Consider the following 12,647-nt stretch of genomic DNA (forward strand, 5'->3'; position numbering starts at 1 on the left):
TTTAAGCAGGAATTAATCCCACTTTAAATCTTCACCGAATTTATCTTCGGAACTGGTCTCGGCTTCTACTTCATATTGGGAGAAGTCAAAGTCGGCCATCAATTCATTTTTGACGTGATCCACGGTGTCCTGCAACGCATCAACGAACTTGGCAAAATCTTCTTTGTATAGAAAGATTTTGTGCTTTTCGTAAACGAAATTATCATCACGAATTTTTCGCTTACTTTCAGTGATGGTCAGGTAATAATCGTTTGATCTTGTTGATTTTACGTCAAAAAAGTAAGTTCTTTTTCCAGCTTTTACTTTTCTTGAGAAAATTTCCTCTCTGTCGTTTCCTTTATGCTCTTCCACTTTCCAAAATTTTAAATTACTTGAATCAAGGATTTTAATACGAAGGACAAGTTAAATCAATTCGTGATTTAATATCAAGGTCTTTGGAGGTTTTTTTTCAAATAGAGTGGATTTTTTTATCTAAACGGTTAAAAATCAATAAATTTTTTGAGTAAACAGTAAAAATTAAAAGAGTGGCTTTTGCCACTCTTTGGTTTATTCTGCGTGTAGGAATTGTTTCTTTTCTAGTAACTCTTCTTCAGACTCTGGATGATCAGGATCATCAACACAGCAGTCTACGGGACATACAGCTGCACATTGTGGTTCTTCGTGAAAACCAGTACATTCAGTGCATTTTCCGGTGACGATGTAGTAAAATTCATCAGAAACAGGCTCTTGGGGTTCGTCTGCATCTACCACTGATCCGTCTTCTGTCTTCACTTCCTTAAGCTCAGTACCTCCGCCCCAAGTCCACTCTAGTCCACCTTCATAGATGGCTGTATTTGGGCATTCAGGCTCGCATGCACCACAGTTGATGCATTCATCAGTTATCATTATTGCCATTACAATCTCCTTTTTATAATTACAAATTCAAAATTAAGAAGCATATAACAATATACCAATACAAATATTGCTACGCTGAATAATTTATAATGAATCTATGTTATTGTTTCGAATTTCACTACCCTAACCCGTTTAGGATAATAATGGTTCTTTTTCTTACCAAGTTTATAGGATTATTTTTAGTCCTTGCCAAAACGAAGCGATATTAAAGGGTAGTGACTAGATTGAGTTACTTGTTTTTGGTGTATTCAACTATTTTAGTACAGTATATAAATAGTGACCGGAAAAACAAACAATGTTTCTGATTAATGCACTGGTTTATTTTAGCAGGAAGGATTATTCTGCATTACATCCAAAATAGGTATCTTTGTGCCTTTAATCATAAATCGATATTTCATGACACTTCAGGAGAGAATAGATGCCTTTGTGGCGCTAGGCAGGCGGATTGACCGATTATCGGATGCCGAATTTGAAGAGCTGGCATTTAGCGTAGAGAACAATAACAGCTGGTTTACTCCAGATCATGTAAAGCTAGCCTTGCAGGGATTGGTGACCATGCTTGATGAAGAGAAGGTGAAGTCATGGATCGGTAGGTACGACCTTCCGGCAGTGAAAAAGCCGAAAAGCGTTGGCGTAATGATGGCCGGGAATATTCCGGCAGTAGGTTTCCACGACCTGATGATGGTATTGGTTTCGGGGCATATAGCACATGTGAAATTGAGTTCTGCTGATGAGGTGTTGATCAAATGGCTTGTCAGGGAATTGGTGGAGATCGCTCCAGCCTTTGCAGGGCAAGTGGTCATGGAGGAGATGTTAAAGGCCAAAGATGCTTACATCGCTACGGGCAGTGACAATTCTGCAAGGTATTTTAACTATTATTTTGGTAAGTATCCTAGCGTGATCCGAAAAAACCGAACATCAGTGGCGGTCTTTGATGGCAGTGAAACAGCCGAAGATTACCGGGAGCTGGCCAAGGATATTTTTCAATACTTCGGTCTGGGCTGTAGAAATGTGTCCAAGGTTTATGTGCGAGAACAAAGGCAGCTCAAGGATTTTTTAACAGCAATAGAAGGGTATAATTTTGTGTTCAGCCACCACAAATACCTTAATAATTATGAGTACAACAAATCCATTTATTTGATAAATGGCGATGAGCACTTGGACAATGGCTTTTTGCTGTGCAAGCAAAGTGAAGAATTGGTTTCTCCAGTGGCGGTACTATATTATGAAACCTATGATGATCCAGAAAAACTCAAAGAATTGCTGGAAAGCCAGTCTGAAAAAATCCAGTGCATTGTCAGTAGGGGGCGGTGGTACCCGTCAAGCGTGGCATTTGGTGAAGCGCAGCAGCCTGCAATCGACGATTATGCTGATCATGTAGATACGATGGCCTTTCTACAACGATTGAGCTAAAGTGTGGGTGTAGTTTATGCGCTCCAGAAGTTTTGTTATATTGGATTGGGCTAGCGCTTAGAAGTCAATAGTTAACCATAAACCCAATTCCGTTGACAAAGAAATTCCCAACGATTCCTTTTCCTACTCCTTTTGGATTTGCACTGCTCTTATCGGTGTGCAGTATTTTTTTCGCCGTAGTGGAAACGCGACCAACTGATCATGGGGTGGGTGATTATACTTTTCAAGTGCTTGGTTATTGGAAGGATGGATTCTGGGGGCTGTTGGCTTTTACCCTTCAGATGGTGCTAATATTGGTGTTTGGTCATGTACTGGCCATCTCCAAGCCGATTGCCAGTTTATTGGACAAGATTGCCGGTCTGGCCCAGAACAACACCCATGCTGTCATGCTGACGGGTGGTGTGACCATGTTAGCCGGATACTTCAATTGGGGTTTTGGGTTGATCCTGGGTGCTGTGCTGGCCAGGAAGATGGGGGAGGTCTCTTCGAGAAAAGGTATAGCGATAAATTATCCTTTAGTGGCCTCCTCGGGCTACTTGGGTATGATGATCTGGCATGGTGGTTTTTCAGGCTCGGCACCTTTGAAGGTAGCGGAGTCCGGTCATTTTTTGGAAGCGGAAATAGGCGTGATCCCGGTAAGTGAAACAGTGCTGAGTACTTTTAACATTACGCTAAATGGCCTTCTTGTCATGGTTATGCTGGGGCTCTTGTATTGGCTTGCCAGCATTAAAAAATTCAACCCGAAATATCCCTTGGAACAGGGTGGACACCGGATTCCGGAGGGGAAAGATAAGCTGGGCTGGGTAGTTGGGGGAGTGATTTGTCTGCTCGCTGGATATGACCTTGTGAGTATCCCCGTTAAGGGTTGGGGATTTATTAGTTTAGATTACATCAACTTCCTGCTCTTTGGATTGGGATTGGTTTTTCACAAAAGCTTGAAGGGCTATGTAGCGGCGACTGTTGAGGCCATGAAAGGAGCTACGGGAATCGTACTTCAGTTTCCGTTTTATGCTGGGATCTTGGGAGTGTTTAAATCTTCGGGATTATTGGTGTTGGTTGCCAATTATTTTGTACGAATAAGTTCACCGGAAACATTTCCACTTTTAGCGTATTTCAGTTCAGGACTGATCAATTTGTTTGTGCCTTCTGGTGGAGGGCAGTGGGCTGTCCAGGGGCCAGTGATTGTAGCCGCTGCCAAAGATATGGGCCTTTCTATTCCCGAAATGGTCATGGTGATGGCCTATGGTGATGAGATTACCAATATGCTCCAGCCATTTTGGGCATTGCCCTTGCTCGCCATTACCGGTATTAGTCCAAGGGAAATGCTCAAATATACAGCTTGTTTCTTCCTTGTCGGAATGATGGTTTTTGTGTTGGGGATTTATTGGTTTTTAGGTTAATCAGGTTGCTTTAGGGAAAAGGAAATTTTGTTGCCATTGGTTTTTCGGCGCAGAAATAAAGGGTATGAACATAGTGAAGCTTTCCTGTTTTTACGTCAAGTAGATGCTTGGAGCAGCGGGGTAATCGGTTCCTGTTCATTTTGGGGGTGGTTGGGCCATTGATCTCATCCAAGGTGGTTAACTTTCGCTGGTTTTCAACCCATTTGCTTGGTAAAATCAACCTGTGCAACCGTCTGAGGGTTATTTTAAACCCTTATAAATAAGTAACATTACTTAGGTTTTGCTTCTATTTTTCGCCTAAAAATGTATCTTTGCCAACGATTTAAATGAAATCAAGTTATCACTAAAAATAATTCATTTCAAATGGCATTTGATATAGAAATGATCAAGGCAGTATATGCGAAGTACCCTGAGCGTATCGCAGCTGCCAGAAAGACAGTGGGCAAACCACTGACTTTAGCAGAAAAAATACTTTACGCTCATTTGTGGGATGGAGATGCTACGCAGGCCTTTGAGAGAGGAAAGTCATACGTGGATTTTGCTCCAGATAGAGTGGCGATGCAGGATGCAACTGCACAGATGGCGCTTTTGCAGTTTATGCAAGCGGGAAAAGAGAAAGTAGCTGTGCCATCTACGGCGCACTGTGATCACTTGATCCTGGCACAGAAAGGTGCCGCAGAAGATTTGAGGAGTTCGCTTACTGCTAGTGGGGAAGTGTTTAACTTTTTAGAGTCTGTATCCAATAAATATGGCATCGGCTTCTGGAAACCTGGGGCCGGTATCATTCACCAAGTGGTTTTGGAAAACTACGCCTTCCCAGGAGGAATGATGATCGGTACGGACTCACATACCGTAAATGCCGGTGGACTTGGTATGGTGGCGATTGGTGTAGGTGGTGCTGATGCAGTGGATGTGATGGCCGGAATGCCGTGGGAACTTAAGTTTCCTAAATTGATCGGAGTAAAGCTGACCGGAAAATTGAACGGTTGGACATCGGCAAAAGACGTAATCTTGAAAGTGGCTGGTATCTTGACCGTAAAAGGTGGTACTGGCTGTATCGTGGAATATTTTGGTGAAGGAGCCAAGTCGCTTTCTGCTACTGGTAAAGGAACTATCTGTAACATGGGTGCTGAAATCGGAGCGACCACTTCCACTTTCGGTTATGATGAATCCATGGAGCGGTACCTGAGATCTACTGATCGTTCGGATGTAGCAGACCTTGCCAATGAGGTGAAGGAGCATTTGACTGGTGACGACGAAGTGTACGCTGATCCAGCGCAATATTTTGACCAGGTAATCGAAATAGATCTTTCCACCTTGGAACCACATATCAACGGGCCATTTACGCCAGACAGAGCTACTCCTGTATCTCAGATCAGGGCTGAAGCAGAGAAAAATGGCTGGCCTACGAAAGTGGAGTGGGGCTTGATCGGTTCTTGTACCAACTCTTCCTATGAGGATTTGTCAAGAGCGTCTTCTATTGCCCAACAGGCCGTGGACAAGAAGCTGAAAACCAAAGCAGATTTTGGTATCAACCCAGGATCTGAGCAAGTAAGGTTTACCGCCGAAAGAGACGGTATGCTTAAGATATTTGAGGACCTTGATGCCACTATATTTACCAACGCTTGTGGCCCTTGTATCGGGCAATGGGCTAGAACTGGTGCCGATAAGCAAGAGAAAAACACCATTGTTCACTCATTTAACAGAAACTTCTCCAAGCGTGCAGATGGTAACCCAAATACGCACGCGTTTGTAACTTCTCCCGAGATGGTCGCAGCGATCGCCATTTCCGGTGACTTGGGCTTTAACCCGCTCACTGATACACTCACCAATGCAAACGGTGAAGAGGTGAAGCTAGATCCTCCAAAAGGTGAGGAACTTCCAGCAAAAGGTTTTGCTGTAGAGGATAACGGTTATCAGGCTCCTGCTAAAGATGGCAGTGGAATAGAAGTGAAAGTAAGTCCTGACTCGAAGCGTCTTCAGCTACTGACGCCATTCGAACCTTGGGATGGTAAAAATATTACAGGAGCCAAGCTCTTGATCAAAGCCTTTGGTAAGTGTACTACTGACCACATCTCTATGGCAGGTCCATGGCTAAGGTTTAGAGGTCACTTGGACAATATCTCTGATAACTGCCTGATCGGTGCTGTCAATGCCTTTAATGAGGAAACAAACTCCGTGAAGAGCCAGCTGACTGGTGAATACGGTCCAGTGCCTGCTACACAACGAGCTTATAAAGCAGAAGGCATTCCTACTATCGTGGTAGGTGACCATAACTATGGAGAAGGTTCTTCCAGAGAACATGCTGCCATGGAGCCGAGGCATTTGGGAGTGAAAGCAGTATTGGTGAAGTCATTTGCCCGTATTCATGAGACCAACTTGAAGAAGCAGGGGATGCTTGGCCTTACATTTGACAATGAGGCAGATTATGACAAAATCCAAGAAGATGACACCATTAACTTCCTTGACTTGGATCAGTTTGCTCCGGATAAACCTTTGACCTTGGAATTTGTACATGCAGATGGATCCAAGGATGTGATCGTAGCTAACCATAGCTATAATGACGCTCAAATTAAGTGGTTCAAAGCAGGTTCTGCCCTTAACTTGATCAAAGAAGAGCAAAAGAAAAACGCGTAACTGTTAGAAATTAACTGTTTTTGGTAATAAAGAGGCTTGATGATGAATTCATTAAGCCTCTTTTTTTTATATTTAGTGAAGAAAATGATTTTTTATGGATGCCAAATGCTTGATACTATTGTTTTTAATCAGTTTATCCTTAACTGCCCATGCGCAGGAAGCGGATACTATTCCGGAAAAGGATGAAACCGAAATGGGTATTTCCGAAGGTGATTTCCCTCAAAATGCCTTAAAATTATTATCAGATATCTCCGAGGTGGATAAATACAAGTATTACAAAAAAGATAGCTTGGGTGAAGCGGTTTATGAAGCCAAGTTTAAACTGAAAGGAGAACAGTATGCCGTTATATTTGACTCCTTAGGTTCGCTCCACTGGGTAGAGGTAGGTATTGGTCAAAAGGAAATAGCACCACCGGAAAACCGTCAGGCCATAAAGGATTATTTTGACCAACGTTTTAAGCGGACAAAGGTGATGAAAATCAAAAAGCAGTTTTTGCCAAAAGGTGATGGTCTAGAGATCGATACGGTTATAGAAGCGTTTGGTCAGGGAAAGGACATGTCATTTTGTACCATAAAGTATATGGTGGAGGTTTCCGGGGATATTGGAGATGGTTCGGCCAAACTTTATGAAGTGACATTTGATGATAAAGGAGCGTATCTAAAAATAGAAAGTGTGGCGATGCACAATATGGATAACATAATTTTTTAACAATGATATGAGGGTAGTTTTAGTGATCAGTATTTTTTTTATAACGATGAACAGTAGCTTTGGCCAAGATGGGGGGACTAATTATTGGGGTACCCAGATAGAGACTTCGTATACATACCCACTTAAAAAAGGGTGGAAAGCAAATGGAAAGCTATCTTCGAGGATTTTCTGGGTCAAGGATGGTCAAGCAAGCGAGGAAACCAGCAAAAAAACACCAGCAATGGATGTGATCCGGTTTAGTCTTGCTGTAGCTAAGAACCATTCTCCGTTTTTATCATATGGCATGGGATATCTTATAGGTGGAGAGCAAGAGTTTGGAGGGGAGTTTACGAGGGAAAACAGGTTGTTTCAGCAGGTGACATTCTCTCAGCTTTTGAAAGGCCGGACAAGGCTGGCCCAGCAGATCAGGCTGGAAGAGCGGTTTATGGAAAATGGTGACAAATTACGGCTCCGGACTAAGTTTACCTACGAACTTCCCTTGCAAGGAAGCAGCCTTGATCCTGGAGAATGGTATTTGCTAGGGGAGTATGAGATATTGATGGACCTGAGAAAAAAAGCCGTTCGGAATGCATTTTTATATGATAATCGATTTCAAATGAATCTGGGGAGATATACGAATAGATTAAAGAAAATAGAATACGGACTTGGATATTACCTTACGACTGTTTCGCAAGCAGGCACTAAGGAGCGTTTTTGGTTCGTGAGGTTTGCGCTGTTTTTAAATTGATTGTCCAAATAGTGCAATAAATTAGGTGTTTGATGTTTAAATTTTGGTTTTATACAAAATTTGAACAATTTTAAAACGTTAATTATTATTGACAAACAACACGACCATTGAAAGATATTTTTAAGACTATTATTGACCAATCCACCGATATAGTTTTTGTTGTGGAAAATGTGACACCGCATAAAATTATATATGGTAACAAGGCTTTTTATGAGCATATCGCCGGTAAGCTTACCGAGATGTCCTTGCAAGGGATGGATGTAGATGGAGGAGCCCTTTCCCTTCATGAGGAATTTATTTTAAACGTAGATAACCAGTATTATTCATTTTTTTTGGAGCCGTTTGAAGAAGAATCCGTTTTCCTTTTCCACAAAGGTGCCCATGTGAAAGTGTCAAGCACCCATAATACTGGGGATGACAATACAGGATCGATATCCAAAGGAGAATCACAGTTTTTTAAGTTGCTTAACAATAAAGTGCCTTGTGCCAATTTTCAAATGGTATTGGATGACGATGGTAAAATGTGCTTTTCTTACCTGAGTGACAAGGTGAAAAAAATGTTCAAACTAGAAACACACGGAGATGAAGCAGCCAGTTTGGATTTTTTGCTGAGCAAGGTGCACCCGCTGGATGTAGGTAGGGTTTTAAAGTCAATGGTCCATAGTGCCCGTTTGAAGGGGCATTGGGAGTGTGTTTTTAGAATATCGGTTAGGGAAAATAGTGAGCCACTATGGGTCTTGGGGAGGGCGGTTCCCGAAAATGAAGCTAAAAACCTTTACTGGTATGGGACTTTGGTGGATATTTCCGCTTTGAAGCAAAGGGAAATGGAGCTGGAAAAAGCTAAGTATGATGCGGAGACGTCCAGTAAAGTCAAATCAGATTTTATATCGACGATCATACATGAAATCCGCACACCATTGAATGCTATTTCAGGGTCGGTGTTCTCACTCTTAGAAGAGGGGTATGCCACCGGCCAAAAGCAGTTGCTGAACAATATAAGTTTTGCTACTGATAGTTTGATCATCATGGTAAATGACCTCCTGGACTTTCAGAAGACCGAGGCAGGAAAAATACAGCTCGAATACAAGCCATTTAATCTACGAGAGCTTCTGGGGCAAGTGATAGGAGGATTGAAGTATCAGGCTCGAGAATCTAAGAATATATTAAACCTTATTGCTTCGGACCACTTGGATATTGGAGTGGTGGGAGACAAGTTAAGATTGGCCCAAATTTTAAATAATTTGATTTCAAATGGCCTGAAATTCACAAACCAAGGACGAGTAGATGTGACGGCCACACTTGCGGAGGACAATGATGAGGAAGTTAGGATATATTTTGAAGTGAAAGATACCGGAATAGGGATTGCCCGTGAAAATCTTAAAAAAGTCTTCAATGAATTTGAGCAAATCAACCAAAGTTTTGATGTCAAGTATGGGGGCACGGGGCTTGGCATGCCGATTACGAAGAAACTCTTGGAACTCATGGGAAGTGAAATCCAGGTAGAGTCAGAGGAAGGAAAGGGAAGCACTTTTTTCTTTGAGCTTACCTTTGGGAAAGTCGTTTCGGCCGCGGGAGTTTCATTGGTGCCGCCTGAACCAATTAAGCATGCAGGATATTGTTTGCCCAGCGGATTGAAGGTGCTTTTGGCAGAAGATAATGATGTGAACGCGATCGTGATCATGAAAATCATCAAACGATGGGAGATGATATGCGATCGGGTATATGATGGTCAGGAAGCGGTGGATTTTGCGGGAAAGAAAAAATATGACATCATCCTCATGGACATTCAAATGCCTGTCATGGATGGATGTAAGGCTGCAAAATGCATTAAAGAGCAGTCTGATGTTCCCATCATAGCACTCACTGCTTCGTCAAAGAACGAGTGCTGCGCCGGGTATGATCTGGCGTGTATTGACCGCTTTGTATACAAACCAATCAATGCGGTCGATTTGCAAAAAAATATACATGAATTGGTCATGACTCACATTTCTTGAGCCAGCTCCAAATATTTCTTGGTCAGTTTGATGGATGGATCTTTTGAATAAACTTCCTTCAGGTACTTAATTGCAAGGGGCTTGTCGCCCGAGAAGTAATAGTAAATGCCTTTATTTCTTAAAGCAAAGAGATTCTTGCTGTTTTGCTTTAAACTGAAATTAATGTCTTCGATGCCTGCCTCCATTTGGCCATCAAAAAGGTAGTAAAGTCCCCTGTTGTTATAAAAATAAGCTTGACCAGCATGGAGCTCAATTGCCTTGTTAACCCACTTTAGCGCAGCAGTTATGGAGTCCTTTTCAAAAGCAAGCAGAGATCTCAGGTTATATATATTGGCCTCTTCAGGATGAAGTCTTTCGGCGATTTTGAGGTTCGACTCAGCTGATTCAATACTCCCCTGATAATAATGTATCGTGGCCTTATTGACGTAAAGGTCGGCAATGGTGCTGTCCTGATTGATGGCTTGGTCAAATGCCTGCAGGGCTGTTTCATAATCACCTAACGTTTCTTGGACCAAACCACGAAGAAAGTAGCCTCGGTAATCTTGTGGTGTGATGGAGATAAGTCGGTCTGCATCGGATAGTGCGTTATAATTGGCGCCATTATCAAAATTGGCAATGCCGCGATGATAATAGGCGTCTGCGAATTCAGGGCTGATGGCAATGGCTTTTGTGAAGTCGCTAATGGCACGTTGATAGTCGGTCATTTTAGAAAATGCCAAACCACGATTATAATAGGCATCCGCAAAATTTTCATCCAAGTCCAGGGCTTCATCGTAAAACTCCACAGCTCCTTCATAGTCATTTTCCATCATCTTATTGTTCCCTTTTAAAAGGAAGCGCCCCTTTTTATCCTCCTCAGAATCACAAGAAAGCAAAAGGAAGCAAAATACCGATGCAGGAAGTAGAAGTTTTAATAGTCTCGTACTGGAAATCATAGCCAAAATTTATGCTATAAAGTTAAGCATAACTAGAAAAAAACAGTAAAAAACTGCCAGCTTTGACAAGTAAAGAATACCTTGAAAATAATTTCATTACCTATCACAGTGTGTTTTTGTTTAATTTTCAACATGCATATTCCCTTTGGCACTATTGGTGCAGCGGAATGGTCCCTTCAAAATATGGTTTCATTTTAGGGACATATTGGCTAATTTTGGGTGACCGTTAGGTAATAGAAGATGGACAAAAAAAGTATAACAAAGGATATAAAAGCAATTTCGATCAAAGAACAAAATCCAAATAGCACGATGAATAAGATTACGATTTTTCATAATCCACGATGTGGAAAAAGTAGGGAAACCCTGAAATTGATTCAGGAAAAAGTATCAGATGATGATATCGAAGTTGTCAAGTACCTCGAAGATGTCCCTTCAGAAGAAGAGTTGAAAAATATTCTCACCATGCTTGGTGTCAAGGCGGGGGAATTGGTCAGAAAGAATGAAAAGATATGGAAGGATAATTTTAAGGGGAAGGACTTTTCGGAAGATGGGCTCATAAAGGTGATGGTGGAAAATCCGAAGTTAATCGAAAGGCCTATTGTGATCAAAGATGGGAAGGCAGTCATTGGGCGTCCTCCTGAGCAGGTGTATTCCATTTTATAATCCTCTGAGTCCTTAACATCGCTTTCCGTGAAAAATTCCAAAAAGCATTGGATCATAGCTTCTTTTGTGCTCAGTATACTGTTGCTTGTACTGAAATTTTATACGTATTACCTTACTGGCTCCAATGCCATTCTAACAGATGCGCTGGAAAGTATTGTTAACGTGGTCGCTTCGGGCTTTGCGCTTTACAGTATCCATCTCAGTTCCTTGCCACGTGACCAGAACCATCCCTATGGCCATGGTAAGGTGGAGTTTTTTAGTGCAGGTATTGAAGGGGTGTTGATTATGTTGGCCGGGATGTTTATCATTTATCAGGCTATTGTTGGGTTTATCTTTCCTCCTGAACTGACCTCACTACCTTTTGGTATGGCCCTGATAGGTATTTCCGGGCTTGCAAATGGTACCTTAGGATACTTGCTGATCGGTAAAGGGAAAGCATATGATAGCCTGACACTTGAGGCAGATGGCCGGCATATTTTGACAGATGCCTATAGTAGCTTTGTGCTGATTTTGGGTGTAGGGATTATCTACTGGACAGGAATAGTGGTCTTTGATAGTATTCTTTCTATCATGTTTGCCCTTTATATCATTTTTAACGGTTATCGGTTGGTTAGAAGATCTGTGGGAGGCCTGATGGATGAGCGTAATCCTGCATCGATGAGTACGGTGATCAAGGTGCTCAACAAGCACCGCAAAAACAACTGGATAGATATTCATAATATGAGGGTCCAGCAGTATGGAGCCGATAAGCACATTGATCTTCATCTTACCTTGCCTTATTATTTTGAGCTGACGAAGGTACATGATGAGGTAGAGGGAATGGAAAGTGTTTTGGAAAATGGACTCTCCGGTCATGTGGAGGTGTTTGTACATGCAGACCCCTGTCTTCCTGAGAAGTGTTGTCACTATTGTATGGTGAATAATTGTCCGGTTAGAAAGTATTCCCGGACAAAGAAAATTTCCTGGGATACCTCAAATATGACCAAAAATCAAAAGCATTATCACGAGCTGATCAGCGATATGGATGAAAATGATTTTTGAGGAATTTTTATGTTGTAGTAAGTTGATTTTGAATGGTTTATGTTGGTGTTTGATTTGCTTTTGAGTGAAACGTTTTGTAACTTAAAAGAAAAACGAGATGAGCAGCGATAAAAAATTCAAGATTTTTCTGGCTGGCTCAACCATCGCTTGGATAACCATAGTGGTGATGATTATTGTGATGTAGCCAGAAAAAAGGATTATGCCATTGAGTACTGTTCGCCATACAGTAGGTTT

The 12,647-nt window shown here is 41.9% G+C and carries 11 protein-coding genes; 8 read left to right on the forward strand and 3 right to left on the reverse strand.

Annotated features, from left to right (window positions below; all coding sequences use genetic code 11):
• Window positions 1-12 precede the first annotated feature (12 nt).
• The gene (locus tag FKX85_RS12095; protein WP_015266329.1) at window positions 13-351 is read right to left on the reverse strand and encodes a DUF3276 family protein; all 339 of its coding nucleotides are present in this window, start codon (window positions 349-351) and stop codon (window positions 13-15) included.
• 195 nt (window positions 352-546) lie between these two features.
• Window positions 547-894 carry a 4Fe-4S binding protein gene (locus FKX85_RS12100; protein ID WP_141614976.1) on the reverse strand — a complete coding sequence of 116 codons (348 nt, stop codon included), beginning with the start codon at window positions 892-894 and terminating at the stop codon, window positions 547-549.
• A gap of 396 nt (window positions 895-1,290) precedes the next feature.
• On the opposite strand from FKX85_RS12100, the gene FKX85_RS12105 reads away from it, so the two are divergent.
• The 6 genes from FKX85_RS12105 to FKX85_RS12130 all read left to right on the forward strand — a co-directional run bounded on the left by FKX85_RS12105 (window position 1,291) and on the right by FKX85_RS12130 (window position 9,774).
• The gene (locus FKX85_RS12105) at window positions 1,291-2,307 is read left to right on the forward strand and encodes an acyl-CoA reductase (protein WP_141614977.1); all 1,017 of its coding nucleotides are present in this window, start codon (window positions 1,291-1,293) and stop codon (window positions 2,305-2,307) included.
• A gap of 92 nt (window positions 2,308-2,399) precedes the next feature.
• Window positions 2,400-3,707, forward strand: a complete 1,308-nt coding sequence (locus FKX85_RS12110; RefSeq protein WP_141614978.1) for a TIGR00366 family protein — start codon at window positions 2,400-2,402, stop codon at window positions 3,705-3,707.
• A gap of 363 nt (window positions 3,708-4,070) precedes the next feature.
• On the forward strand, window positions 4,071-6,344 hold the full coding sequence (locus FKX85_RS12115) for an aconitate hydratase (RefSeq protein WP_141614979.1): 2,274 nt from the start codon (window positions 4,071-4,073) through the stop codon (window positions 6,342-6,344).
• Between the two features lie 94 nt (window positions 6,345-6,438).
• Entirely contained in the window at window positions 6,439-7,053 is a 615-nt protein-coding gene (locus tag FKX85_RS12120; RefSeq protein WP_141614980.1) for a hypothetical protein, read from the forward strand.
• A gap of 46 nt (window positions 7,054-7,099) precedes the next feature.
• The gene (locus FKX85_RS12125; protein ID WP_229239604.1) at window positions 7,100-7,780 is read left to right on the forward strand and encodes a DUF2490 domain-containing protein; all 681 of its coding nucleotides are present in this window, start codon (window positions 7,100-7,102) and stop codon (window positions 7,778-7,780) included.
• A 107-nt stretch (window positions 7,781-7,887) separates the two neighbouring features.
• A complete protein-coding gene (locus FKX85_RS12130) occupies window positions 7,888-9,774 on the forward strand; it encodes an ATP-binding protein (RefSeq protein ID WP_141614982.1) in 1,887 nt (628 codons plus the stop codon).
• Here FKX85_RS12130 and FKX85_RS12135 read toward each other — a convergent pair.
• Window positions 9,762-10,586: a tetratricopeptide repeat protein gene (locus FKX85_RS12135; RefSeq protein ID WP_229239605.1), complete on the reverse strand. Its 825-nt coding sequence runs from the start codon at window positions 10,584-10,586 to the stop codon at window positions 9,762-9,764. The two genes, FKX85_RS12130 and FKX85_RS12135, sit on opposite strands and share 13 nt — an antisense overlap.
• A gap of 432 nt (window positions 10,587-11,018) precedes the next feature.
• Between FKX85_RS12135 and arsC the strand changes: the two genes are divergently transcribed.
• Complete coding sequence (gene arsC, locus FKX85_RS12140; protein ID WP_141614984.1) at window positions 11,019-11,372, forward strand: arsenate reductase (glutaredoxin); 354 nt, start codon at window positions 11,019-11,021, stop codon at window positions 11,370-11,372.
• A 27-nt stretch (window positions 11,373-11,399) separates the two neighbouring features.
• On the forward strand, window positions 11,400-12,413 hold the full coding sequence (locus tag FKX85_RS12145; protein WP_141614985.1) for a cation diffusion facilitator family transporter: 1,014 nt from the start codon (window positions 11,400-11,402) through the stop codon (window positions 12,411-12,413).
• The last annotated feature ends 234 nt before the right edge of the window (window positions 12,414-12,647 follow it).

It is taken from the genome of Echinicola soli (assembly GCF_006575665.1).
In the GTDB taxonomy this organism is placed as follows: domain Bacteria; phylum Bacteroidota; class Bacteroidia; order Cytophagales; family Cyclobacteriaceae; genus Echinicola; species Echinicola soli.